Genomic DNA, 22,098 nt, shown 5'->3' on the forward strand with positions numbered 1-22,098 from the left:
GCGCTTTGACCGGCAACAAATTCGCTTACGAATGGGTATGGATTGGCCGCTACAGTGTCGGGCCAGACCCGGACCGAGCCAGGACGACCGCCATGCCCCCGCCCCCCGATCCCGCCGTTCTGCGCGGCATGCCGCTGTTCGCCGGGCTGGACGCCGGCGCGCTGGCGGAGGCGGTGGCGCTGGCCCGTCCCCGCCGGCATTCCCGCGGCGCCGCGCTGTTCACGCAAGGGGAGCCGGCGGCGGCCGGCCATGCGCTGATCGACGGGCGGGTGAAGATCGTGCAGACCGGCCCAGACGGCCAGCAGGTGGTGATGCGCTTCATCGGCCCCGGCGAGATGTTCGGGACGCTGGCGATCTTCACCGACGGCCTCTATCCGGCCGATGCCGTGGCGGTTGCCGATTGCGTCGAGCTGTCCTGGCCCGCCGCCGCGATGACGGAGCTGATGGACCGCCATCCCGCCATCGCCCGCAACGCGCTGTCCATCGTCGGCGGGCGGCTGCGCGAGGTGCAGAACCGCCTGCGCGAGGTGGCGACCGAACGGGTGGAGCGCCGCATCGCGCACGCCTTGCTGCGGCTGGTGCGTCAGGCCGGCCGGCGGGTGGAGGCGGGGGTGGAGATCGACTTCCCCCTGTCGCGCCAGGATGTGGCGGAGATGACCGGCACCACGCTGCACACCGTCAGCCGGACCCTGTCGGCCTGGGAAAGCCAGGGGATCGTGGAGAGCGGCCGCCAGCAGGTGGTGATCCGCAAGCCCCACGCGCTGGTCGCCATCGCCGAGGATCTGCCGCCGATCCCGCCGCGGACCTGAGTGCGGGGCTGAATGCCGGGCGCTTGCTGTGGCGCAAAGACCGCATGTCGCCGGGCGACTAAGCTGGCGGCCTGTCCCCAGCGCAGGAGCATGCCGCCATGGCCGCCCTTTCCTCCATGGCCCGGACCACCGCCGGGACGGCGGTCGCCGACATGACCATGGCCGACCTGATGCGCGACCGCCCCGCCGTGGTGCCGGTCCTGCTTCGCCGCGGGCTTGCCTGTCCCGGCTGCGCCATGGCGCCTTTCATGATCTTGCGGGAGGCGGCCGAGGCCTATGGGCTGGAGCTTGACGCCCTGCTGGACGATCTCGCCGCCGCGGACGGCCGGCCTTCCCTTTCCCCGGAGACCCGGTGATGCACACCGACAGCCTGACCGGCCGGATCCTGCATGACGACCACCACCGCGTGCTCGACCTGCTGGACCGGCTCGACGTCCTCTTCGCCCGCCATGGCGAGGATACCCTGCCCGTCCTGACGGCGGAGGACCGCGAGACGATCTCGGTGCTGGCCGGTGAGCTGGACGGCCCGCTGGAGCGCCATTTCGCCGCGGAGGAGGCGCTGTTCCCGGCGCTGGCCGCGGCGGGCGGGCATGAATGGACGGCCGACCTGCTGGACGACCACGAGCATATCCGGCCGGTCGCCCGCCGGCTGGGCCGCTTCTGCGCGTTGGCCTTGCGCGAAGGGTTCGACCGGGAAAGCTGGCCGGTCTTCCGCAGCTTCGGCGAGGAGCTGGTCCGCGCGCTGGTCCTGCACATCCAGAAAGAGGAGACGACGCTGGTGCCCGCCACCGACGCCCTGCTGTCGGCCGACGACGACCGCGCCTTCGCCAAGGCGATGGCGGGCTGACGCCACTACCCTTTCCCGCGTTTGTGCTGGAGCAAAGAAGGCATCAGCGATCCGGGTTACAGCGGTGCAGGCGATCCTGCCGCTCCCCCACAGCCAGACGGACGACGATGCCGACCACCAACCATGCAACGCAGGCCGAACCGCTCCTCGACCTCCGCGCGATCCCGCCCTACCAGCGCCACCAGCTGATCTTCCAGTCGGTGCAGGATCTGAACCCCGGCGACGGTTTCTCGCTGGTCAACGACCATGATCCGCGCCCGCTGCACCATCAGCTCCTCAACCTGTTCGGCGCCGGCTTCTCCTGGGAATATCTGCGGCAGGGTCCCGAGGTCTGGCAGGTCCGCATCGCCCGTCCGGAAGGGGCGGCGGCGACCAGCCTGCGCGTGCGCATCGACCGCAACGGCGACGTCACGGTCGCCGCCGACGACGCGCGGCTGGGTCCCGACGGCAGCGGCGCGTCGGTCTGCGAGGTGACGGACTGCCCGCCGGGCACGCTGCCGGCCGACGTGCTGTCGCTGCTGCAGGGCGTCATCCCGCCGGCCGGCGTCGTCAGCATCGCCTATGAACGGCTGCTGGCGCGGCGCAACGGCTCCTGCTGCGGGGGCATGTGCGGCTGAGGACAGGGTGGCGGGGCGGCCGTTCCCGGTTTCGGTATGGCTGCCGCCCATTCCGGCCGGCAACCATTCCGGCCCCGCCCGGTTCTGTGTGTGACGCCCGACCAAGGAGACGCGCATGGACCGGAGTGACGACACCGTATCGCCGCAGGACCCGCGGTACAAATATCCCCAGCCGCCCTTCAAGGGACAGTCGCAGCCCTGGCCGGGGCTGGCGCGTGACATGGACCCGCCGCCGGACCATGGCGAGACCAGCTACAAGGGCTCCGGCCGGCTGGCCGGGCGGAAGGCGCTGATCACCGGCGGCGATTCCGGGATGGGACGGGCCGCCGCCATCGCCTATGCCCGCGAGGGCGCCGACGTCGCCATCAACTATTTCCCGACCGAGGAGCCGGACGCCCGCGAGGTCGTGGCACTGATCGAGGCGGCGGGCCGCAAGGCCGTCGCCATCCCCGGCGACCTGCGCGACGAGGCGTTCTGCCGGCAGATGGTGGCGGATGCCGTCGCCGGGCTCGGCGGGCTCGACATCCTGGTGTGCAACGCCGCGCGGCAGCAGGCCTGCGAATCCATCCTCGACCTGACCAGCGAGGAGTTCGACGCGACGATGAAGACCAACATCTACGCGCCGTTCTGGACCATCAAGGCGGCGCTGCCGCATCTGAAGCCCGGCTCGGTCATCATCGGCACCACGTCGGAACAATCCTACGACCCGACGCCGGAGCTGTACCACTATGCCCAGACCAAGGCGGCGACGATGAACTACGTCAAGTCGCTGGCCAAGCAGTTCGCCTCCAGGGGCATCCGCGTCAACGGCGTGGCCCCCGGCCCGATCTGGACCCCGCTGCAGGTCAGCGGCGGCGCCACCCAGGAGAAGCTGAAGCAGTTCGGCGGCCAGACCCCGCTGGGCCGCCCCGGCCAGCCGGCCGAGCTTGCCGGCATCTATGTCCAGCTCGCGGCGGAGGACGGCAGCTACACCACCGGCCACATCTATGGTGCCGCCGGCGGCAGCGGCCAACCGTAACGGGGACGCCGTTGCATTGAAGACAAGTGGCCGCCGGTCCGGTGCCGGGGGCCATGGCCGCACCAATGTCCTGCCGCTATCCCATGATGTCCTCGCCAAGCCTTCTGCCGTTGCAGTGGAGGCTACCCGCCCGGTCAGCAGGCAGGTCGATGCAGAGGTCGATCCCGATCAGCAACCCGATGCTGAGGATCGACACGGCGATGGCGATGAACAGGATACTCATGGGATCGCTCCGTCCGGAGGCCGTTGGCGTCGTCGGAGCGATCCTGGGCGCATCGTCGCCCCGGTGCTGTGAGTGGCCCCACAGGTGGGTTCATTTCGGAACGCGTCGGCGCGCGACGGGCAGGACGGCGAGCACCGCCCCTGTCCCCGCCGCCGCCAGCAGGACCCGGCTTTCCGCCGCCCCCATGCCGTACAGGGTCAGCCAGCCGGCAAGGCACCAGGCCAGCGGGATGACGATCAGCAGCCAAGACCAGCGCCCGGCCGCCATCATGACCAGTCCCAAGGTGGCGATGGCGGTCGGGTCCGGCAGGATGCCGAAGACCTCCGCTCCCCGCATCGACCGCCCGGTCAGCGGCGCCGTCAGCGGGTGCAGGACAAGGGCGTAGAGGAACAGCCCGAGCCCCGCCACTCCCCGCCCGGTCCAACCGAACGACCAGCGCAGCCGGCTGCCGATCAGCGCCAGCAGCACGGCCTGCAGCGCGAACAGCGGTGCAATGTAGGCTGCCGCCCAATTGATGGTGGTGTAGCGCTCCCACAGGAAGCTCCAGGCGACCCAGGCCCACAGGACCGCGAGGCTTCCCGCGACCGCCCGGTGCGACCATGGCCGCGGCCTGAGCAGAAGCCACAGGATCGCCACGCCGAGCAGCAGGGCCGGCAACTGCGCCGGCCACAGCGCCTCGTTGTGGCGTTCGATCAGCCGCCAGTAGGTGCGCGGGCTGAACAGCAGGAAATCCTCGGCCGAATAGGTCCACCATTCCGGCATCAGAGCGCCCTCACATGGTCGGCCATGCGCTTCCTCATCGCGGCGTCGGGCATCGGCCCGCCCATTGCAGCCATGTTTTCCCGCACATGCGCGACCTTGCTGGTCGCCGGTATGGCGACCGTGACGGCGGGATGGGAGATGATGAATTTCAGGACGACCTGCGCCCAGCTGGACGCGCCGATGTCGGCGGCCCAGGCGGGCAGCGGCTGGCCGGACAGCCGGCGCAGCAGCACGCCCTGCTGGAACGGGCGGTTGACGATGACGCCGATCCCGCGATCCGCCGCCAGCGGCAGGATACGCTCCTCCACCTCGCGGTCGACGATGTTGTAGGTGAGCTGCACGAAGTCGAGCGGCCGGCTGGCCATGATCGTCTCCAGCAGGTCGTGGCGCCGGCCTTCGGACGTGGTGATCCCGACATAGCGGAGCTGGCCGGCCGCCTTCATCGCGGACAGCGTCTGCAGATGCTCCTCCCAGGACAGCAGGTTGTGGACCTGCAGCAGGTCGAAGCGCGGCACGCCCCACAGGCCGCGCGACTGTTCGATCTGCGACGGCCCGCGGCTGCCGGAGGAAATCCACACCTTGTCGGCCGAGAACAGGCTCTTGGGCTGCCCCAGCTTGCGCAGGCCGTATCCGACCACCTGCTGTGCGGAGCCGTACATGGGGGAGGAGTCGATCATCCCGCCGCCGGCCCGGAAGAAGGCGTCCATCACCGCCGCGCATTCGTCGCGCAGTTCGTCGTCGTCGCCGACATTGAAGGTGATCCAGGTGCCGAGCCCCACGGGCGGAATCGCCTCGCCCGTGGATGGAATGCGCCGCGTCGCCGGTTCGCCGGCCTGCCGGTCGGCCTGTGCTTGGGCGAACGCCGGCTGAATCGCCATGGCCGTCGCGGCCAGGGCACCCTGCAGGATCGCCCGTCTTGTCGCTGTCATGCTCCCTTCCCTCCTGCGCCCATGTCGCCAAGCCTGTCGGCGGTCTGGACAGTCAGGTAGTGCGCGCAAGCCGGGACCGCCTTACCCGATCTTTCGGAAATGTGCTTGCTGTGGCGCAACGATGCCGGGCGGGCGGGCCGGCATGTGGCTTCAACGCCGTTCAGGAAGGGCGGCACCGGTTGAGCCGCGCGTAAACACTGGAAAAACTGTGCCTTGCTTTGTTTCGTTGATAATGGCGGCGTCGTTTAGCTGGCGCCTATCGAGCTGTCCTCTTGAGCAGCGCTTCACTCCTTGGCGTACTCCTGCGGCTGCGCACCACCGTCGTCGTCCCAGCCACGAAGCCGGGCGCCACGCTCCAGCTCGTGTTGCCGCTTATCGGCGATGCTCACGGCAACCGGGAGCGCCGAAGCGGTCTGAATGAACATCTTCCCGCGCTGAAAAAGGACCGACGACGGGCGCTTGCTTGGGTGGGTGGCTTGCATGACGGCTTCTCCTCTCCGGTGCGGTCCAATAGGAACTGGACTGACTGTACCGATCTCGTGTGTTCCTCGCGGTGACAGTCACCCCGGTATGAGGGTGAAGGCACCCAGCCAGTCCTCATCCGGTTTCACTGGCCCTGTGAACCATGCCCCTGCGAACCGTACTGGGGCTCCGTTTCCGCAGATGCCAGGATCCTGTCCAGTTCATCCGGGTCGATGAGCGCTGTCTGGGCCATACCCAACCCTCCATTGGAGCGTTCATCGGCATGCGGCAGATGGATCCAGGTCGCAGTACGGCGGTACACGGGGAAAGAGAGCGAGTCGATCAGCTCCTCGTCGGTTTCCACGACGTAGCTCCCCGCCGGCTGCACTCCGTCCAGGCCGTTCAATTCGAAGGGACGGGTGAACGTCACGGTCCTGGTGGTTGTGCGGGTGAATGCGGTGCTCATCGGAAGATGCTCCCGTGCGTGTCCGGCGATTTCTGAAGATGCTCTCCAGGTCAGGTCGCCGGTTGGACGAATGACCCGGTACTCGCATTTTGATGGGGAGGGAGGTGCCCGTTCGAATCGACAGGCTTGCGGTGGATAGCGCCCTGCAGATGGTCCGGGTGGTCAGCGCAGTCGTCGTCTTTGCAGAAGGTTCATCTTGCAGCAGACACGCTATCCGCTGAAGCCCGAGAACACCAACCCTGCAAGAAAGCCGACCGACATGCCAAGTGTCAGATAGGCCATGCTCTTCCATTTCGGCGCGGACAAAGCCCAGGCTGCGCGCTCTGAAGAAGTCCACTTTGATAGCGTCGTGTGTCTGAACGTCACCGCGACCTCCTGTTAAGAACTATGTAATTAATATGGCGGCAATAAATTGTATAACAATGGCCGCTTCCAAATATTTGCAGATACAATAATCGATACCTAATTCCGTTTGCTTAATTTTGTTTGGTAGCTATGCGCTTTTACATTCTTGATGTGGGGTGCGATCCATTCTCTCCGCTCCATCGCGGCAGGTCGCTGCGACGCCGTCGCGATGCCCGGCTCAAGAAGCCATGAACCGGACCGCCTTGACCGATTGCCAGATGGTGAAAGTCGCGACGAAGAGGACGGCGGCAGCAGCCGCCAGGGACAGCGCCAGCAACACCCCGTCCTCTTCGAGATAAGCCAGGGCGATCAGCATGATCGTCACCGCCGGCACGATGTTGCTTAAGGGAATCGGGACGAAGAAGACGCTTGTCAGCGCCAGGACAACCAGCCCGACCACGCGTGTCGTCGCGTCGAACGGAGTCTTCCAACGCGGGTGTATGACCCTCTCCATGCGCCTCAACACCGGCACGGCACGATCGACCAGCCGGACCAGGCGCCGTGTCGAAAAGCGCCGGGATGTGATCATAAGGGGAAAAACCGGACTCTCGCGCGCCAGGATCATCTGGAGAGCGGGAATGGTCAGCAGCAGTCCGACGAGCGGCGACGTTCCCGGCGCCAGCCCGATCAGCGCCAGCAGCAGCAGAACGATGCCGAAGGAGCGCTTGTGGAGCTTGTCCAGCAGCCAGCCGAACGTCACGCAATCCGCCGGAGCCTCGGCCAGCAAGCGACGCAGAACCTCGGATGTCGGAATATGCAGCGTCATGGCCCCCGTGCTCCGGCGGTTTGGCATCGTCGCTATCGCGCGGTCATGCGGGGATTGACACCGTGACGGTGGTGCCTTTGTCGGACCTGACGGTCACGCTGGCTTCGATCTGTTCGGCCAGCAACTCCATCAGGGTGAGGCCGAGCGAACCTTCGCGTCCCTCGTCGGGCATGCCGACGCCATCGTCACCGATGGTCATGCACAGAAGGCTGCGTGAGGTGTGGCGGAATGAGACGGCGATGCGGCCGGAGCGTCCATTCGGGAAAGCATATTTCAGCGCGTTGATCATCGCCTCGTTGGCGATCAGGGCGAGTGGGATGGCTTGGTCCGGTTTCAGAAACGCTTCGTCGGCATCGATATCCAGCACCACCCGCAAACCGTGCGCGGCCACAAAGGACGCCAGCAGGTCGCGGCACAGCATCCCCAGATATCCACCGAACTCAATCTCCTGCAGCCCCTGCGCCCGGTAGAGCTTCTCGTGGATCTCGGCCATGCGGTCCAGCCGTTCCACGGCGCTGTGCAGCGCCTCCTGGACGGCCGGTTCCTGGCTCTGAGCGATGCTCATTTGGATGCGCAGGAAGGACGAGGCCATCTGCAAGGTGTTCTTGACCCGGTGGTTCACCTCCCGCATCAGGTCGTCCTTGTCGCGCAGCAGCATATCCTTGTCGTGAAGCGTGTTGCGCAGCACCCGCTCCACGTCAACGCGGCGCTCGACTTCACCGGCGAGCTGGCGGTTGAGTTCGTCCAGCCGCTCGGTGCGCAGCGAGACGCGGCGGTCGAGATCCTCGTTGAGCTGCCGCAATTCGTCTTCCGCCGTCTTGCGCTCGGTGATGTCGACAAAGGACGCGAAGTGGTAGCGGATGCGGTCCTCCTCGAAGACTGGGGCGACATGCTGGAGCATCCACAGCCGCGTTCCGTCCTTCCGGTAGAGCTGCACCGGGCGCACGATGGCCTCCCCGGCGCGCACGGTCAGGTCGATGGCACGTGCCACCTCCGGGTCAGTGTCGACGCCGGACAGTAGGTGATAGTTCCTGCCCAGGATCTCCTCGCGCGTATAGCCGCTCAGCTTGATAAACGCGGCATTGACGAAGACGATCGGCACGTCCGGCAGGGTCGGATCGGCGATCAGCATCGGCATCAGGGTGGATTCCGCAGCCACCACGAAGGGACCGCCGCGCGCCTCCTCCGCCTTGACCATCTGCTCGGCGTCCTTCTGGTCGCGGGGATTTCCGGGCATGCAGCGCTCCCTGCGTCTGGTGGTTTCCTTTTGAAAAGATACAGGTGCGGACCACAGGCTCATTATGCGCAAAAGTGGCGCCGACACATCGCCAGATGTCTGGTCAGACAAGGAAAATGTAACAGTTTTCAGGAAAAATAATTTGCTCGGAGCCGCGAATTTGAAAGGCAGAAATTATGTGATGCCAAATATAGCCTCTTTTTTCTTGCGATTTTTAGTGGGTTTCTTCAAATAATATTTCCATACCGGTTGAATTTTTGCGGTGCAGCATAATATGAGACTAAGTCATTCAGGTCGAGCCCGACGCTCCCTGCCTGCACCCAACCATCATCCCGAACAGTCATGGAGACGACATGGACGACGGCACGCACCCGACCTCCACCACCCGACCGACCATTCACAGCGCCAGCGACGAAGCCGCGGCCAACGCCGAGGCATCCAAGAGGCCCAGCATCCGCAGCGCCAGTGAAGAGCAAGCACCAAAAGCCGGCGCAGCGGCAGCGCAGGCCTCCCGCAGCGTGGACCAGCAGCCGAGGCCCTGGCCGCCGAAGCTGCCCGGCGCCGGCAACATGGGTGGTCTTCCGGAAGCCGGGCGGGCGACGGAATCCGGCAATGCTCTGACCGCGGGTTATGGAGGGGTCTTCTCGGAGGCCGTCACCTTCATGAACCAGGCGGTCGACCGCCAGAACGAGATGATGAGCAGCATGCTCCGGGCGCACGGCCCGCAGGACATCATGATGGCGGGCAGCCGCTATCTGCTCGGCGGCTGGCTGGCCTTCTTCGAGGTCAATGTCCGCATTTCCCAGGCTGCATCCCGCTTTGCGGAAGACGCCAAGTACAACCCGGCCCGGCCCGGCCTCTGACACCGTCGGGATCCAGCCGCCTCTTTCCAGCTTCCTGGCCCCGCGGAACCGCGGCACCAGAACCGCAGGAGGACCTCCGTTGAGCAACTCGGACGATAAGGAGCCGCAGACGCTTCTCGCCGTCGAGGAGCGGGTGAGCGTGCACAAGCGCACGCAGGTGACCGGAGCGGTTCACGCCCGCACCCTCAGCCACGAACACGAGCAGCCTGTCGAAGTCGACCTGTCGGGGGAGACGCTTGAGGTCGAGCGGGTCGCTGTCGGTCGCTTCGTCGATGGCCCGATCCCCGACCGCCAGGACGGCGACACGACCGTCATCTCGGTGATCGAGGAGGTGGCCACCGTGGAGGTCCGCCTGAAGCTGGTGGAAGAGGTCCGCATCACCCGCCGCATCACGACCCGCAGGATGACCGACCACGTCATGGTGCGCCGTCAGGAGGTGGTCGTCGACCAGGCCCCGCCACCGGACGCTCCTGCAGCCTGAGCGGCCGGGAATGCCTGAACATCCCAGACCATCTGAAATCCATTTGGAGAGCATCATGAGCACGATCGTCGTCGGACTTTACAAGGAAACCGGTTCCGCCAAGAAGGCCTTCCAGGCCCTGATCGCGGCGGGCTGCCAGGAAACGGACATCGAAACCTTCGGCGGCGCCGACAGCGCTGACAAGGCCGCCCAGGGCCTGCTGGGGCACGGCTTCGAGAAGGAACTGGCCGAGCAGTATGGCGCGGCCGTCCGCCAGGGCCACACCCTGCTCGCGGCCGACATCGCCGACCAGGACGCCGACGCGGCGGAAGCCATCCTCGATGAAAACGGGTCCGTTGACCTGCCCGAGGCTCCGGCGGTGCAGAAGGCGGGCAATGGCGGCACCGTCGAGCAGGAAACCCTCCAGTCGGTGAAGGAGGAGGTCGAGATCGGCAAGCGCCGGGTCGCCAAGGGCGGGATGAGGCTCACCTCGCAGGTCAGCGAGACGCCGGTCCGGGAAACCGTGACGCTGCGCGACGAGGCGGTGGACGTGGAGCATCGCACGGTCGACCGCCCCCTGAGCGCAGACGAGGAGAAGGTCGCCTTCGATGACAAGACCATCGAGCTGACGGCGACCTCCGAAATGCCGGAGATCACCAAGGAGGCCCGCGTCGTCGAGGAGGTCGTGCTGTCCAAGACGGCGTCCGAACAGGAGAAGACCGTGGAGGCTGTCGCCCGCCGCACCGATGTCAAGGTGGAGCCGGTCGCCGGCACGTCAGGCGGCAAGCCCAGCAACAAGCGCTGATTTAAGAAACGCATGAAAAAGGCGGACCTGAACCGCCCATAAGGACGACAAGACAGCCGCTGCCTCGACCGCAACCATCCCGGCTGTGGCCGAGGCGAAGGTTGGTCTGCCGAAGACCTCCACAGGAACGTTGGTTCTTATAATTTCCGGAAAGATACCGGATGACGAAGCCGGTGCGACCCGCTCTTGCAGATCGTCAGATACCCCAGAGCTATCCTTAATATTGATTGAACATACATTATTCAATCCCCAGTTAGCCTCTTCTGAGGCCACTCCAGGCTCTCTTTTTCTGCTGATGATTTCAGGTCTGAAGCTCTTCCTGGCGTGACTCGATCCAAACGGCACGATCGCTGCCGCCATTGCCGGCAGACCGGCCCAGATCGGAGAGCACCCATGGATGCCAGGACAAGGCTCGCCTTCTTCATCTTGAAATCGCATTCCGGTTGGATCGTCCGGGCGGACGGCTTCGTCTATCCGCCCTGCATCGACCGAGCAGATGCGCTCGCCAAAGCCATTCGCGAAGCCAGGGCGGCGGAACGCCTCGGCTTCGCCAGTGTCGTGCTGGCCCAATCGGCGGCGGGGGAACCCTTTTCTGTCCGCTGGTCCTGTGCCGGTGCCGCCGGAACTCCAAGGGCAGCCACGGAAACTCCGTATTCGGCAATTCCGCCAATTGCGGGCATACCGCCGTTCGCACATCGACCGGAGGAACGCGCATGACCACCCTGTTCCACTCCATCGACGGGCGACACGCCCATGGTGCCGACATGCTGCGCGAACAGCTGCGCTGGGGGGACGCCGAACGCCGTTGGCATCCGGTACCTCACAAGGCCCCATCCGATCGGCTGCCCCCTGGCTACCCACCACCGGGCCACGCCAGCCTGCTGCAGGGCGCCCTGCTGACCCGTCTCACCACGGCCTGTGCCGCGGTCGGCATGACCGCCACGAAGAAAGGGTGACCCCATGAGCCTTTCCGCCCATTACATCGTGTCATGCCAAACGGATGGCTGGTTCATCATGCTGGAAGGGGAGCGCTACGGCCCCTTCCTAGACGGTCAGGTCGGCGCCCTCATCGCCGCGGTGCAGGCCGCCAATCATGCCGGAAAGGACGGCCACGACGCCCGCGTGCTGTTGCGCGCGAAGAACGGGTGCGTCTCCACCGCCTGGATCTTCGGCACCGACAGCTACCCGTCGCCCTGGGTGGAGGAACTGCATCGGATCGCCTTGCTGCCGCGCCGGGAGCGTGCCCACGCGTCTGTCCCTCCGGGGCCCTCGATGGCGCAGGATGCTGCGGTCGCCGGTCAGGCGTGACTGGACGGCGGTGCCCACGGGGCGGGGGAATCAGGCGGCCACCTCATCCGTCCAGACCTGGAACTCCGTCAGCGTGTTGGAGCCGAAGGTGTGGGTGAGCGGCACGTCGGCCGCATCGCGTCCCTGTGCGATCAGGATGCGCCCGATCCGGAGAGCGTTGTTCCGCAGGTCGAAGACATGCCAGCGGCCGCCCTGATACACCTCCATCCAGGCCGCGAAATCCATCGGCGCATGAGGGAGCGTTATGACAAACAGGATTCTGCGATTACGATAAACTCCCTCCCTTACACGACAAAGGCCATAGACTGCCCCTGGCCAGCCTGTGAGGGACTACAGGCGCTATATCTCGACAATGCGTGCGATTTTAAGACTTCAGGCTTCCCCCGGAGAAACCGCTGGCGGTGAAGCAAGTTGGAACAGATGTTCGCACGGCGTCTTTACAGTCCCAGCTCGGTTCCCCATTTCACGCCTTCTTCCATGAACCGGGAATGACATCTTGCCTGGCTCAGCTTGAGTTGGGCCATACCGGCTCACCATCCGGAGGAAATCACGGGTCAGATCATGGCCGAGCAGCGGCTTGCAGCCGAGACCGAGCGTCAGCGACGGCTGTTCGAGCAGGCGCCAGGCTTTGTGGCGGTGCTGGCTCAGCCGGATCATACCTTCGAGTTCGTCAACCAGGCTTACAGGCGCCTGTTCGGTGATCGTGACTTCGTCGGCAGGACCGTGCGCGAGGTCTTCCCCGAACTCGTCGGGCAAGGATTCTTCGAGCAGCTCGACGACGTTTACGCCAGCGGCAAGCGCTTCGCTGCCCATCACCAGCCGATCCGTCTCCGGTGCTCGCCCGGTCCGATGGCGGAGGAGCGCTTCCTCGACTTCATCTACGAGCCCGTGTGGGACGAGGCCGGTCGCGTCACCGGGATCTTCTGCGAGGGTCACGATGTCACCGAGGTTCATCTGGCCCGGGCTGCCGTCGACGCCAGCAACGCGCGATACAGCAGTTTGCTGGCGGCGATGAGCGAGGGCTTCCTTGTTCTCGACGAGGATTACCGCGTCACCGAGATCAATGCCGAAGGCCTGCGGATCGACGGCCGGCCCGCGAGCGAGATCCTGGGAAAAACCCGCCGGGAGCTGTTCCCCGCCTCGGTCGGAACGCCGGTCGAGGCGGCCTACCGCCGCGCGATGGGTGAGCGCGTGCCGGTGGAGTTGAACCATTACTACCAGGATGCGCGCGTGAGGCTCTCACGCTCCTTGAAGAGGATGCTGCCCGGTTCGACGTGGTGTTCTCGGACGTGGTCATGCCGGGGATGAGCGGCATTGAGCTGGGAAGGGAAATCCGGCAGCGCTTTCCTGGTCTTCCAGTGGTGCTGACTTCCGGCTACAGCCATGTGCTGGCCGAAGAGGGGCGGCACGGCTTCGATCTGCTGCACAAGCCCTACGCCGTTGACGACGTATCGCGTGTGCTACGTCGATTGACACGACGGCGTAAGTCGCAGGAATGGCTCGGGAGGCATTGTCACATCAACGATGGTGGCCTGGGATGGTGGCCTGGCGATCTGACGGTAACCTCGCGGGATGTCGCGGCTCTCGCACGCCCGCCACCACTTCCCGCCCGCGATTATCCAGCATGCGATCTGGCTTTGTCTGCGGTTCACTCTGAGCGGCCGGGACGTCGAGGAACTGCGGGCTGAACGCGGCATCGACGTGTCTTACGAAACCGTACGCCGCTGGGTCGTGAAGTTCGGGCCGCCCATTGCTTGCAACTCGCGGTGCCTTCGGCCGAAACCCAGCCGGCGCTGGCATTGGAAGAGATGGTGATCAGGGACAGTGAAAAGCTGATGTATTTGTGGCGGGTTGTTGATGATGAAGGCGAGGTGTCGGAGATGCTCGTCCAGCGCTGGCGCGACAAGGCTGCGGCTTTGAGATTGATGCGCAAGCTGCTGAAGAAGTATGGCTTCGCCCCCATCATGGTCACGACCGACAAGCTCCTTTCCTAAAGGGCCGCCTTCCGCGAAATCGGTCTGACGGCCCTCCATGAACAAGGGCGGCGAACGAACAACCGGGCAGAAGTCTCGCACCAGCCGGTGCGGCGACGGGAGCGGACGATGCAGCGGTTCAAATCGTCCGCGTCCACTCAGCGCTTCCTGGTCCCCCGCCGTACCCTGCGCACCGTCCGGGCGCAGGCCAGGGCCGACTGGCAGGCAGCGACCGCTGCGGCGTGAGCTGCCGGGGATTCGAAGCATGCTGCGCGCCGGCCCGGTTTTCGTGACAAAGCCGGAAAGGAGGCGTCAGGTCAGGATTTGAGCGCGGCCAGCTTGGCCTGCACGGCGGCCAGACCATCCTTGCCGTCCAGCGTGGTGACGCCGGACAGCCAGGTCTTCAGGATGCCGGGATTCTTCTTCAGCCAATCGGCCGCCACCGCTTCCGGCTTGCGGCCGCCATTCATGATGCCGTCCATCACCGAATTCTCCATATCCACGGTGAAGACCAGATTGGAGAGGAACTTGCCGATGTTCGGGCATTCGGCGGCATAACCCTTGCGCACGTTGGTGCTGACGGTGGCGCCGCCGAAATTCGGACCGAACCAGTCGTCGCCGTCGGCGAGATAGGTGATGTCCATCGTCTTGTTCATGGGATGCGGCGCCCAGCCCAGGAAGACGATCCATTTCTTGGCGCGGACCGCGCGCTTCACCTCCGCCAGCATGCCGGCCTCGCTGGACTCCACCATCTTGAAGTCCTTCAGCCCGAAGGCGTCGGCTTTCAGCATCTTGTCGATGATCAGGTTGCCGTCGTTGCCGGCCTCGATGCCGTAGATCTTGCCGTCCAGCTTGTCCTTGAACTTCGCCAGATCCTTGAAGCTCTTCAGCCCGGCCTCGGCGGCATAGGTGGGGACGGCCAGCGTGTATTTGGCGCCCTCCAGATTGACCCGCGTCACCTCGACCGAGCCGTCCTCCAGCACCGGCTTGATGAAGGTCTCCATGGTGGGCATCCAGTTGCCCAGGAACACGTCCAGCGACTTGGTCTTCAGCCCGAGATAGACCACCGGCACCGACGAGACGCTGGTGGTCGGCTTGTAGCCCAGTGCTTCGAGCGTGACGGAGGCGAGCGCCGTCGTTGCCGCAATGTCGGTCCATCCCACATCGCCGAAACGCACCGCCTTGCAGGATGCCGGATCGGCGGCCTGCGCTGTCCCCGCCGGCAGGACGGCGGTCCCGGTCGCCAGCATCAGGCCGACAGCCAAAGCGGAGAGTTTGGCGGCGGAGAATTTGCCGGCGGAGAATTTACCGAATGTCTTGGCCATGTCCCTGTTCTCCTTGCTTGTGGTTGTCGTTGTCGTTCTCGCTGTGCGGGGAGCGGGTCTCAGGCCCGCAGCCGTTGGTCCTTTACTGGCTCCTTCTGTCTGATGGCCGCGTCGGCGACGTAATAGGGCACGTCGGCGCGCGGCAGCGGCGGACGGCCGCGCACCGCGTCGGCCAGCTTTTCCGCCATCATGATGGTCGGCGCATTCAGGTTGCCGGTGATGATGCGCGGCATGATCGAGGCGTCGATGACGCGCAGCCCCTCCAGCCCATGAACCCGACCCTGTCCGTCGACCACCGCGCCGTCGTCGGTCCCCATCCGGCAGGTGCCGCAGGGATGGTAGGCCGTCTCGGCATGGTGGCGGACGAAGGCGTCGAGGTCGGCGTCGGTGACGCAATGGGCGCCGGGGCTGATCTCCTCCCCGCGGTAGGGAGCGAGCGCGCGCTGGCGCATGATGTCGCGGGTGATGCGGATGCCGGCGCGGAACTCCTGCCAGTCTTGCGGATCGGCCATATAGTTGAACAGGATGCTTGGCGCCTGCCCCGGATCGCGCGAGCGGGCGTGGACGCGCCCCTTGCTGGGCGAGCGCATCGAGCCGACATGGGCCTGGAAGCCGTGCGCCTCCACCGCGTTGGTGCCGTTGTAGCTGATGGCGACAGGGAGGAAATGATACTGGATGTTGGGCCAGGGCACATCGTCGCCGGTGCGGATGAAGCCGCCGGCCTCGAACTGGTTGCTGGCGCCGATGCCGGTGCCCATGAACAGCCATTCGGCGCCGATGGCCGGCTGGTTCCACCATTTCAGCGCCGGATAGAGCGACACCGGCTGGCGGCAGTGATACTGGATGTACATCTCCAGATGGTCCTGGAGATCGCCGCCGACCCCCGGCAGGTCGGCCACCACCGGGACGCCCAGTTCGCGCAGCAGCGGCGACGGGCCCACGCCCGAGCGTTGCAGGATCGCCGGAGAGGCGATGGCCCCGGCGCACAGCAGCACCTCCCGCCGCGCCCGCGCCGTGACCGGCGTGCCGTTGCGCAGATAGGCGACGCCGACGGCGCGGCGTCCGTCGAACAGGATGCGGTCGGTCAGCGCATGGGTGACGATGGTCAGCCCCAGCCGCCCGCGCGCGAGGTCCAGATAGCCGCGGGCGGTGCTGCACCGCCGGCCCTGCGTGGTCACCGTGCGGTCCATCGGGCCGAAACCCTCCTGGCGGTAGCCGTTCAGGTCGTCGGTGCGGCCATAGCCGGCCTGCACCCCGGCCTCCACCATCGCCTCGTAGAGCGGGTTGACGCCGGGCTTGGCGGTGGTGACGAACAGCGGGCCGTCGCCGCCATGATAGGCGTTGGGGCCGGCGTCGCGCGTCTCCGCCTTGCGGAAGTAAGGCAGGCAGTCGAGATAGCTCCAGTCCTCCAGACCCGGCAGCTCGGCCCAGCCGTCATAATCCAGCGCGTTGCCGCGGATGTAGCACATGCCGTTGATCAGCGACGATCCGCCCAGCCCCTTGCCGCGCCCGCACTCCATCCGGCGGTTGTCCATGTGCGGTTCGGGCTCGGTTTCAAAGGCCCAGTTGTAGCGGCGGCCCTGGAGCGGAAAGGCCAGCGCCGCCGGCATCTGGGTGCGGTAGTCCAGCCGGTGGTCGGGTCCGCCGGCCTCCAGCAGCAGGACGCTGACGCCGGCATCCTCCGTCAGGCGGCAGGCCAGCACGTTGCCGGCCGACCCGGCGCCGACGATGATGTAGTCATACTCGCCCGCCGCGGGGGAGATGGCGGGCACGGCGGCGCCGTTCTCCGGCGCAGCGGCCCCGGAGGTCGGTTGTTTCGACATCGAAGACCCCTTCTCTGAAAAGCGGGCTCAGAACACCGATGAATAGGGTCCCAGTTCGACCTGAACCGATTTGACCCGGGTGTAGTGGTCGAGCGTCTCGACACCGTTCTCGCGGCCGATGCCCGACTGCTTGTAGCCGCCGACCGGCATCTCGGGCGGCGATTCACCCCAGCCGTTGATCCAGCAGATGCCGGCCTCCAGCCGGTGGATCACCCGATGGGCGCGGGCCAGATCGCTGGTGACCAGCCCGGCGGCGAGGCCGTAGCTGGTGGCATTGGACCGCGCGATGACCTCGTCCTCGTCGTCGAAGGTCAGGATCGACAGGACCGGGCCGAAAATCTCCTCGCGCACGATGGTCATGCCGTCGTGGCAATCGGCGAAGACGGTGGGCGCCACATAGGCGCCGCGCGCGAAGGCCGGCCCTTCCGGAACACCACCACCGGCCAGCAGCCGCGCGCCTTCCGCCTTGCCGGCCTCGATGTAGCGCAGCACCTTGTCGTGGTGGGCGAAGCTGGCGAGCGGGCCGAAATTGGTGTCGGGATCCAGCGGATCGCCCATGCGGATGCGGCGCACGCGGGTCAGCAGCCGCTCTTCGAAGGCCGCCGCGATGCCGCGGTGGACGAACACGCGGGTGCCGTTGGTGCAGACCTGGCCGGAGCTGTAGAAGTTCGCCATCATGGCGATGTCGGCGGCGCGGTCGAGGTCGGCGTCGGCGAAGACGATCAGCGGCGATTTGCCGCCCAGCTCCATCGTCACCTCCTTCAGGGTCGATCCGCCCGCCGCGGCCATCACCCGCTTGCCGGTCTCCACGCCGCCGGTGAAGGACAGCTTCTCGATGCCGGGATGGGTGGCCAGCATGGCGCCGACCCGGCCGTCGCCCTGCAGGACGTTGAACACGCCGTCGGGCAGCCCGGCCTCGCTGTAGATCGCCGCCAGATGAAGGGCGGTCAGCGGCGTCACCTCGCTCGGCTTGAAGATCATGGCGTTGCCGGCGGCCAGCGCCGGGGCCGATTTCCATAGCGCGATCTGGATCGGATAGTTCCAGGCGCCGATCCCGGCCACCACCCCCAGCGGCTCGCGCCGGGTATAGACGAAGGAGCTTGGCCGCAGAGGGATCTGCCGCCCTTCCAGGGCCGGGGCCAGGCCGGCGTAATATTCCAGCACGTCGGCGCCGGTGGCGATGTCGACCGCACGCGTCTCGCTCAGCGGTTTGCCGGTGTCCAGCGTTTCGATCTCGGCCAGCGCGTCGTTGCGCTCCCGCAGCAGGGATACCGCCCGGCGGAGCACCCGTGCCCGCTCCATCGCCGTCATCGCCGCCCACACCGCCTGCCCGCCCCTCGCGCTGTCCACCGCGCGGTCCAGATCGGCGGGCGTCGCCTGCGCCACCTCGGCCAGCGTTTCGCCGGTCGTCGGATCGACAGTGGCGAAGCGCTCCTCACCCTCGCCCGCGACAGGAAGACCGTGGATGTAATGGGCCTGCCGTCCGAATCGCGTCATGTCCTGTCTCCCATCCTCCCGGTCCCAGATTCCGGGCCCCCAGAATCCCGGCCCCAGGGTCCAAGAGTGCATTGGTTCGCAGCACCATCATTCCAGGAGCACAGCCTGATTTTTTTGATTGAACGTTCAATTTAAAAAGACCGGGTGGCGATTCCGTTCTCCGGAATGGTCGTGTCCAAACAACCCGGAGGTCTGGCAGCCGGCCACAGGCCCGGCGATCGGGCCGCCCCGTGCGGGACAAGGCCGTGCCATCCGCCGGCAGGGCTCCGATCCAGGTTAACGGATTTTGGCGGCGGGAATGGCGTCGAGGGACGTTGGTGCGGGAATGGGGGTCTGGGGCGTTGTCACGGGACCGGGGGGCGGCGCGAGGTGGTGGCTGCGCTGAAACATCGCATCGGCCGCGAGGACCGCGAACTGTACGACCTGATCGACCGCGCGGGACTTACCAGCGCCGCCTGAGAACGGGTTTTGAAGCTTAAACTTGACCGAGGTCAATGACGGCGGGCGATTAGCGGATTTGATGGGCGGCGGAATGACCGATAAGGAGGGACTCCGCCCATGCGTGAGCCCATGCGTGAGCCCGCTGTCGCACCGACCGCGATTGACGACGACCGGGCCCGACGTTTCGAAGCCAGCCTGAGCCGTGCCGGGCTCGGGCTCGTCCCGCGGCTGGGGGAGAGGGTCAGCGATGCCTTGCTGGCCCGGCTCCTCCGCGTGCTGGCCGAACGCCACCCGCGCGCCTTCGACGCTCTGCGCGAGATGCAGGACGCCCGCGTGCTGATCGAGCCGGTGGATGCGCCGGTCGCGCTGGTGATGCGCGTCGGGCCGGAGCTGTCGCTGCATGCCCTGCCCCGCGGGGCGGAGGGTGCGGCCGGGGCCGATGCCGTCATCCGCGGTCCCTATGCCCGGCTGCTCGACCTGCTGGAGGGGCGCATCGACGGCGACGCCCTGTTCTTCCGGCGCGAGCTGACCATCTCCGGCGACACCGCCCTGATCCTGGCCCTGCGCAACACGCTGGACGGGGAGGAGATGGACCTGATAGCCGACGCCGCCTCCATCGCCGGACCGCTGGCCCGTGCCCTGCCGGTGCTGCGCCGGAATGCCGGGCCGGTGCTGGACCGCGTCGAAGCGGCGCGCCGGCTGCTGCCGCCGCCGCTGCGGCGCGGGATCGAGCGGATCGGCGCGCGGATCGAAGCCCGCCTGACCGGAACCGTTCCTGGGACGAATCCGGGGGCAAATCCGGGGGCTGGGGCGTGAGGACCATGGACAATTTCGAACTGATCTGCCCGGCCGGCACCCCGGCCGCCCTGCGCGCCGCCGTCGATGCCGGGGCCGATGCCGTCTATCTCGGCTTCCGCGACGAGACCAACGCCCGCAACTTTCCGGGGCTGAACTTCACCCGGCAGGATGTGGCCGACGCGGTGGACTATGCCCACGCCCGCAAGGTGGAGGTCTATGTCGCCATCAACACCTATCCGCAGGCCGGCAATCTCGGCCCCTGGCAGAAGGCGGTGGACGATGCGGCGCGGCTGAAGGTGGATGCGGTCATCCTGGCCGATCCGGGCCTGTTGGCCTATGCCGCCAAGCGCCATCCCGACCTGCGCCTGCACCTGTCGGTCCAGGCGTCGGCCGCCAATGTGGAGGCGATCCGGCTGTACCGCGACGCCTTCGGGGTGCGCCGGGTCGTGCTGCCGCGCGTGCTGACGGTGCCGGAGATCGCCAAGCTGAACGCCGAGATCGACGTGGAGACCGAGGTGTTCGTCTTCGGCGGCCTCTGCCCGATGGCGGAGGGGCGCTGCTCGCTGTCCTCCTACGCCACCGGCCTGTCGCCCAACAAGCAGGGCGTCTGTTCGCCGGCCAGCCATGTCCGCTACGAGCAGCGCGGCGGCGCGCTGGCCTCCACGCTGGGCGACTTCACCATCAACGTGTTCGGCGAGGGCGAGCCGGCCGGCTACCCGACCCTGTGCAAGGGCCGCTTCGTCGCCGGCGGCGCGCCTGCCTACCTGTTCGAGGAGCCGACCAGCCTGAACGCCATGGACCTGCTGCCCGAGCTGAAGGCGGCCGGCGTCCACGCGCTGAAGATCGAGGGGCGGCAGCGCGGCAAGGCCTATATCGGTGCCGTCGTCCGCGCCTATCGCGAGGCGCTGGACAGCTTCGCCGCCGGCCGGCCGGTGCCGCACATCGACCTGCAGGCGATGGTGGAGGGCGGAACCCAGACCACCGGCGCCTACACCCGCGCCTGGCGCTGAGCCCGTCGGGCGGCAAGGAGCATTACGGAATGACTGCGTCACTCACTTTGGGGCCGGTGCTGTTCAACTGGCCGGTCGACCGCTGGCGCGACTTCTACGCCCGCATCGCCGACGAGGCGCCGGTGGACACGGTGGTCGTCGGCGAGATCGTCTGCTTCAAGCGGGCGCCCTTCTTCGCCGAGGCGATGGGGGAAGTGATCGAACGCCTAAGCGCCGCCGGCAAGACCGTCTGGCTCGCCAGCCCGATCCTGGTCGGCAGCGAACGCGAACGGTCGGCGATGCGCGATCTGGTGTCCGCCGATGTCGGGATTGTCGAGGCGAACGACATGGGCGCGCTGGCCCTGCTGGCGGGGCGCCCGCACGCCGTCGGCCCGACGATCAACGTCTACAATGAGGCGACGCTGGCCTGGATGGCGGAGCGCGGGGCGGTGGCGGTGTCGCTGCCGGCCGAGCTGCCGGCGGCGACCGTCTCGGCGCTGGCAAAGGCCGGGCGGGAACTGGGCGTGGCGGTGGAGGTGCAGGCCTGGGGCCGGGCGCCGCTGGCCATCTCGGCGCGGTGCTATCACGCGCGCGCCCATGGGCTGCACAAGGACGGCTGCCAGTTCGTCTGCGGCAACGACCCGGACGGGCTGCCGGTGACGACGATGGACGGCCAGCCCTTCCTGACCGTCAACGGCACGCAGACGATGTCGCACGGGTGTTTGTGCCTGACGGCGGAACTGCCTGCGTTGGTGGAAATGGGTGTTTCGCGCTTCCGCCTATCGCCGCAGGCGATGGACATGGTGCGGGTGGCCGAGGCGTTCCGCGCGGTGCTGGACGGCAAGCGCGACGGCGCCGAGGTGGCGGCGGAACTGGGCGGGCTGATCGGGGCGCCGCTGGTGAACGGGTTCTACCACGACACCGCGGGGGCGCTGCGGGTGGCGTGAGGGTGTGGGTGCGGCTGGTGCCCCCTCCCCATCCCTCCCCGCTTCGCGGGAGAGGGGGTAGAACGCTTGTCGGCGTAACCTAACCGCCGAAGCGGCGGAGTTCCCTCTCCCGCCGAAGGCGGGGAGGGTTAGGGAGGGGGCAAGCGCCGCCCCCTCCCCCATCAAGCGATCGGCTTGCGCTCCTCCTCCTCGTCCTTCAGGCCGGACTTGAAGCTCTTGATGCCCTTGGCGAAGTCGCCCATCACCGACGGCAGCTTGCCGGCGCCGAACAGCAGCAGGACGACCAGCAGAACGATGGCCCAGTGGAACAGGCTGAAGCTTCCCATGA

26 protein-coding genes and 3 pseudogenes are annotated in these 22,098 nt (G+C 66.8%); 16 read left to right on the forward strand and 13 right to left on the reverse strand.

The window, feature by feature from the left end; translation table 11 throughout:
• Positions 1 to 92: 92 nt before the first annotated feature.
• From AB8P05_RS15270 to AB8P05_RS15290, 5 genes are all read left to right on the forward strand, one after another.
• On the forward strand, positions 93 to 809 hold the full coding sequence (locus AB8P05_RS15270) for a Crp/Fnr family transcriptional regulator (RefSeq protein ID WP_472759937.1): 717 nt from the start codon (positions 93 to 95) through the stop codon (positions 807 to 809).
• 98 nt (positions 810 to 907) lie between these two features.
• On the forward strand, positions 908 to 1,165 hold the full coding sequence (locus AB8P05_RS15275; protein WP_472759938.1) for a DUF1858 domain-containing protein: 258 nt from the start codon (positions 908 to 910) through the stop codon (positions 1,163 to 1,165).
• Complete coding sequence (locus AB8P05_RS15280) at positions 1,165 to 1,656, forward strand: hemerythrin domain-containing protein (protein WP_472759939.1); 492 nt, start codon at positions 1,165 to 1,167, stop codon at positions 1,654 to 1,656. The genes AB8P05_RS15275 and AB8P05_RS15280 overlap by 1 nt, the downstream gene beginning before the upstream one ends.
• A gap of 107 nt (positions 1,657 to 1,763) precedes the next feature.
• Positions 1,764 to 2,273, forward strand: coding sequence for a DUF2249 domain-containing protein (locus AB8P05_RS15285; RefSeq protein WP_472759940.1), 510 nt, complete (start codon positions 1,764 to 1,766; stop codon positions 2,271 to 2,273).
• Between the two features lie 115 nt (positions 2,274 to 2,388).
• On the forward strand, positions 2,389 to 3,291 hold the full coding sequence (locus tag AB8P05_RS15290; RefSeq protein WP_455173256.1) for an SDR family oxidoreductase: 903 nt from the start codon (positions 2,389 to 2,391) through the stop codon (positions 3,289 to 3,291).
• Positions 3,292 to 3,367: 76 nt separating this feature from the next.
• Here the strand turns inward: AB8P05_RS15290 and AB8P05_RS15295 are convergent, their stop codons facing one another.
• The 7 genes from AB8P05_RS15295 to AB8P05_RS15325 form a co-directional block, all read right to left on the reverse strand.
• Positions 3,368 to 3,514: a hypothetical protein gene (locus AB8P05_RS15295; protein ID WP_455173257.1), complete on the reverse strand. Its 147-nt coding sequence runs from the start codon at positions 3,512 to 3,514 to the stop codon at positions 3,368 to 3,370.
• 90 nt (positions 3,515 to 3,604) lie between these two features.
• The gene (locus AB8P05_RS15300) at positions 3,605 to 4,276 is read right to left on the reverse strand and encodes a DUF6064 family protein (protein ID WP_472759941.1); all 672 of its coding nucleotides are present in this window, start codon (positions 4,274 to 4,276) and stop codon (positions 3,605 to 3,607) included.
• A complete protein-coding gene (locus AB8P05_RS15305) occupies positions 4,276 to 5,205 on the reverse strand; it encodes an aldo/keto reductase (RefSeq protein WP_472759942.1) in 930 nt (309 codons plus the stop codon). The genes AB8P05_RS15300 and AB8P05_RS15305 overlap by 1 nt, the downstream gene beginning before the upstream one ends.
• Before the next feature lie 284 nt (positions 5,206 to 5,489).
• Positions 5,490 to 5,687: a hypothetical protein gene (locus tag AB8P05_RS15310; RefSeq protein ID WP_472759943.1), complete on the reverse strand. Its 198-nt coding sequence runs from the start codon at positions 5,685 to 5,687 to the stop codon at positions 5,490 to 5,492.
• Between the two features lie 125 nt (positions 5,688 to 5,812).
• Positions 5,813 to 6,133, reverse strand: a complete 321-nt coding sequence (locus tag AB8P05_RS15315; protein ID WP_472759944.1) for a hypothetical protein — start codon at positions 6,131 to 6,133, stop codon at positions 5,813 to 5,815.
• A gap of 583 nt (positions 6,134 to 6,716) precedes the next feature.
• Positions 6,717 to 7,304, reverse strand: coding sequence for an exopolysaccharide biosynthesis protein (locus tag AB8P05_RS15320; protein WP_472759945.1), 588 nt, complete (start codon positions 7,302 to 7,304; stop codon positions 6,717 to 6,719).
• 43 nt (positions 7,305 to 7,347) lie between these two features.
• Positions 7,348 to 8,541 carry a histidine kinase dimerization/phosphoacceptor domain -containing protein gene (locus tag AB8P05_RS15325; protein ID WP_472759946.1) on the reverse strand — a complete coding sequence of 398 codons (1,194 nt, stop codon included), beginning with the start codon at positions 8,539 to 8,541 and terminating at the stop codon, positions 7,348 to 7,350.
• A 353-nt stretch (positions 8,542 to 8,894) separates the two neighbouring features.
• Here AB8P05_RS15325 and AB8P05_RS15330 point away from each other — a divergent pair, with 353 nt between their 5' ends.
• The 3 genes from AB8P05_RS15330 to AB8P05_RS15340 all read left to right on the forward strand — a co-directional run bounded on the left by AB8P05_RS15330 (position 8,895) and on the right by AB8P05_RS15340 (position 10,669).
• Complete coding sequence (locus AB8P05_RS15330) at positions 8,895 to 9,404, forward strand: hypothetical protein (protein WP_472759947.1); 510 nt, start codon at positions 8,895 to 8,897, stop codon at positions 9,402 to 9,404.
• A 79-nt stretch (positions 9,405 to 9,483) separates the two neighbouring features.
• On the forward strand, positions 9,484 to 9,885 hold the full coding sequence (locus tag AB8P05_RS15335; protein ID WP_472759948.1) for a DUF2382 domain-containing protein: 402 nt from the start codon (positions 9,484 to 9,486) through the stop codon (positions 9,883 to 9,885).
• 55 nt (positions 9,886 to 9,940) lie between these two features.
• Entirely contained in the window at positions 9,941 to 10,669 is a 729-nt protein-coding gene (locus tag AB8P05_RS15340) for a YsnF/AvaK domain-containing protein (protein ID WP_472759949.1), read from the forward strand.
• Here the strand turns inward: AB8P05_RS15340 and AB8P05_RS15345 are convergent.
• Positions 10,640 to 11,239 carry a hypothetical protein gene (locus AB8P05_RS15345; RefSeq protein ID WP_472759950.1) on the reverse strand — a complete coding sequence of 200 codons (600 nt, stop codon included), beginning with the start codon at positions 11,237 to 11,239 and terminating at the stop codon, positions 10,640 to 10,642. The two genes, AB8P05_RS15340 and AB8P05_RS15345, sit on opposite strands and share 30 nt — an antisense overlap.
• 143 nt (positions 11,240 to 11,382) lie before the next feature.
• On the opposite strand from AB8P05_RS15345, the gene AB8P05_RS15350 reads away from it, so the two are divergent.
• Together AB8P05_RS15350 and AB8P05_RS15355 are read left to right on the forward strand one after the other, a co-directional pair.
• Complete coding sequence (locus tag AB8P05_RS15350) at positions 11,383 to 11,625, forward strand: hypothetical protein (protein ID WP_472759951.1); 243 nt, start codon at positions 11,383 to 11,385, stop codon at positions 11,623 to 11,625.
• A gap of 4 nt (positions 11,626 to 11,629) precedes the next feature.
• Complete coding sequence (locus tag AB8P05_RS15355) at positions 11,630 to 11,977, forward strand: hypothetical protein (protein WP_472759952.1); 348 nt, start codon at positions 11,630 to 11,632, stop codon at positions 11,975 to 11,977.
• Between the two features lie 30 nt (positions 11,978 to 12,007).
• On the opposite strand, the pseudogene AB8P05_RS15360 reads toward AB8P05_RS15355, so the two are convergent.
• Positions 12,008 to 12,214, reverse strand: a pseudogene (locus tag AB8P05_RS15360) (transglutaminase family protein); the annotation flags it as partial.
• Between the two features lie 324 nt (positions 12,215 to 12,538).
• On the opposite strand from AB8P05_RS15360, the gene AB8P05_RS15365 reads away from it, so the two are divergent.
• The 3 genes and pseudogenes from AB8P05_RS15365 (at position 12,539) to AB8P05_RS15375 (ending at position 14,196) form a co-directional block, all read left to right on the forward strand.
• Complete coding sequence (locus tag AB8P05_RS15365; protein WP_472759953.1) at positions 12,539 to 13,285, forward strand: PAS domain-containing protein; 747 nt, start codon at positions 12,539 to 12,541, stop codon at positions 13,283 to 13,285.
• A pseudogene (locus AB8P05_RS15370) lies at positions 13,204 to 13,470 on the forward strand (response regulator); the annotation flags it as partial. The gene AB8P05_RS15365 and the pseudogene AB8P05_RS15370, both read left to right, overlap by 82 nt.
• 79 nt (positions 13,471 to 13,549) lie before the next feature.
• Positions 13,550 to 14,196 (forward strand): annotated as a pseudogene (locus AB8P05_RS15375) (IS6 family transposase).
• A 71-nt stretch (positions 14,197 to 14,267) separates the two neighbouring features.
• Here AB8P05_RS15375 and AB8P05_RS15380 read toward each other — a convergent pair.
• From AB8P05_RS15380 to betB, 3 genes are read right to left on the reverse strand one after another with little or no spacing between them, the layout of a single operon-like run.
• Positions 14,268 to 15,275, reverse strand: a complete 1,008-nt coding sequence (locus AB8P05_RS15380; protein WP_472759954.1) for a choline ABC transporter substrate-binding protein — start codon at positions 15,273 to 15,275, stop codon at positions 14,268 to 14,270.
• A 59-nt stretch (positions 15,276 to 15,334) separates the two neighbouring features.
• Positions 15,335 to 17,098, reverse strand: a complete 1,764-nt coding sequence (betA, locus tag AB8P05_RS15385) for a choline dehydrogenase (RefSeq protein ID WP_472759955.1) — start codon at positions 17,096 to 17,098, stop codon at positions 15,335 to 15,337.
• Between the two features lie 27 nt (positions 17,099 to 17,125).
• Complete coding sequence (gene betB, locus AB8P05_RS15390) at positions 17,126 to 18,595, reverse strand: betaine-aldehyde dehydrogenase (RefSeq protein ID WP_472759956.1); 1,470 nt, start codon at positions 18,593 to 18,595, stop codon at positions 17,126 to 17,128.
• 558 nt (positions 18,596 to 19,153) lie between these two features.
• On the opposite strand from betB, the gene ubiT reads away from it, so the two are divergent.
• The 3 genes from ubiT to ubiV are packed head-to-tail and all read left to right on the forward strand — an operon-like array spanning position 19,154 to position 21,770.
• Positions 19,154 to 19,852, forward strand: a complete 699-nt coding sequence (ubiT, locus tag AB8P05_RS15395; protein ID WP_472759957.1) for a ubiquinone anaerobic biosynthesis accessory factor UbiT — start codon at positions 19,154 to 19,156, stop codon at positions 19,850 to 19,852.
• A 5-nt stretch (positions 19,853 to 19,857) separates the two neighbouring features.
• Positions 19,858 to 20,844, forward strand: a complete 987-nt coding sequence (ubiU, locus tag AB8P05_RS15400) for a ubiquinone anaerobic biosynthesis protein UbiU (protein WP_472759958.1) — start codon at positions 19,858 to 19,860, stop codon at positions 20,842 to 20,844.
• 29 nt (positions 20,845 to 20,873) lie between these two features.
• Positions 20,874 to 21,770, forward strand: coding sequence for a ubiquinone anaerobic biosynthesis protein UbiV (gene ubiV, locus AB8P05_RS15405; protein ID WP_472759959.1), 897 nt, complete (start codon positions 20,874 to 20,876; stop codon positions 21,768 to 21,770).
• A gap of 161 nt (positions 21,771 to 21,931) precedes the next feature.
• Here ubiV and AB8P05_RS15410 read toward each other — a convergent pair whose 3' ends face one another.
• Positions 21,932 to 22,096 (reverse strand): twin-arginine translocase TatA/TatE family subunit, encoded by a 165-nt coding sequence (locus tag AB8P05_RS15410; protein ID WP_310115551.1) that lies wholly within the window; start codon positions 22,094 to 22,096, stop codon positions 21,932 to 21,934.
• Between the last annotated feature and the right edge of the window lie 2 nt (positions 22,097 to 22,098).

The sequence above is a fragment of the Azospirillum sp. VT-I1 genome (assembly GCF_055698305.1).

Bases quoted from the DNA above. Each gene is read 5' to 3' on its own strand.
- AB8P05_RS15270 (WP_472759937.1), top strand. From the start codon at position 93: ATGCCCCCGCCCCCCGATCCCGCCGTTCTGCGCGGCATGCCGCTGTTC.
- AB8P05_RS15275 (WP_472759938.1), top strand. From the start codon at position 908: ATGGCCGCCCTTTCCTCCATGGCCCGGACCACCGCCGGGACGGCGGTC.
- AB8P05_RS15280 (WP_472759939.1), top strand. From the start codon at position 1,165: ATGCACACCGACAGCCTGACCGGCCGGATCCTGCATGACGACCACCAC.
- AB8P05_RS15285 (WP_472759940.1), top strand. From the start codon at position 1,764: ATGCCGACCACCAACCATGCAACGCAGGCCGAACCGCTCCTCGACCTC.
- AB8P05_RS15290 (WP_455173256.1), top strand. From the start codon at position 2,389: ATGGACCGGAGTGACGACACCGTATCGCCGCAGGACCCGCGGTACAAA.
- AB8P05_RS15295 (WP_455173257.1), bottom strand. From the start codon at position 3,514: ATGAGTATCCTGTTCATCGCCATCGCCGTGTCGATCCTCAGCATCGGG.
- AB8P05_RS15300 (WP_472759941.1), bottom strand. From the start codon at position 4,276: ATGCCGGAATGGTGGACCTATTCGGCCGAGGATTTCCTGCTGTTCAGC.
- AB8P05_RS15305 (WP_472759942.1), bottom strand. From the start codon at position 5,205: ATGACAGCGACAAGACGGGCGATCCTGCAGGGTGCCCTGGCCGCGACG.
- AB8P05_RS15310 (WP_472759943.1), bottom strand. From the start codon at position 5,687: ATGCAAGCCACCCACCCAAGCAAGCGCCCGTCGTCGGTCCTTTTTCAG.
- AB8P05_RS15315 (WP_472759944.1), bottom strand. From the start codon at position 6,133: ATGAGCACCGCATTCACCCGCACAACCACCAGGACCGTGACGTTCACC.
- AB8P05_RS15320 (WP_472759945.1), bottom strand. From the start codon at position 7,304: ATGACGCTGCATATTCCGACATCCGAGGTTCTGCGTCGCTTGCTGGCC.
- AB8P05_RS15325 (WP_472759946.1), bottom strand. From the start codon at position 8,541: ATGCCCGGAAATCCCCGCGACCAGAAGGACGCCGAGCAGATGGTCAAG.
- AB8P05_RS15330 (WP_472759947.1), top strand. From the start codon at position 8,895: ATGGACGACGGCACGCACCCGACCTCCACCACCCGACCGACCATTCAC.
- AB8P05_RS15340 (WP_472759949.1), top strand. From the start codon at position 9,941: ATGAGCACGATCGTCGTCGGACTTTACAAGGAAACCGGTTCCGCCAAG.
- AB8P05_RS15350 (WP_472759951.1), top strand. From the start codon at position 11,383: ATGACCACCCTGTTCCACTCCATCGACGGGCGACACGCCCATGGTGCC.
- AB8P05_RS15355 (WP_472759952.1), top strand. From the start codon at position 11,630: ATGAGCCTTTCCGCCCATTACATCGTGTCATGCCAAACGGATGGCTGG.
- AB8P05_RS15365 (WP_472759953.1), top strand. From the start codon at position 12,539: ATGGCCGAGCAGCGGCTTGCAGCCGAGACCGAGCGTCAGCGACGGCTG.
- AB8P05_RS15380 (WP_472759954.1), bottom strand. From the start codon at position 15,275: ATGGCCAAGACATTCGGTAAATTCTCCGCCGGCAAATTCTCCGCCGCC.
- betA (WP_472759955.1), bottom strand. From the start codon at position 17,098: ATGTCGAAACAACCGACCTCCGGGGCCGCTGCGCCGGAGAACGGCGCC.
- betB (WP_472759956.1), bottom strand. From the start codon at position 18,595: ATGACGCGATTCGGACGGCAGGCCCATTACATCCACGGTCTTCCTGTC.
- ubiT (WP_472759957.1), top strand. From the start codon at position 19,154: ATGCGTGAGCCCATGCGTGAGCCCGCTGTCGCACCGACCGCGATTGAC.
- ubiU (WP_472759958.1), top strand. From the start codon at position 19,858: ATGGACAATTTCGAACTGATCTGCCCGGCCGGCACCCCGGCCGCCCTG.
- ubiV (WP_472759959.1), top strand. From the start codon at position 20,874: ATGACTGCGTCACTCACTTTGGGGCCGGTGCTGTTCAACTGGCCGGTC.
- AB8P05_RS15410 (WP_310115551.1), bottom strand. From the start codon at position 22,096: ATGGGAAGCTTCAGCCTGTTCCACTGGGCCATCGTTCTGCTGGTCGTC.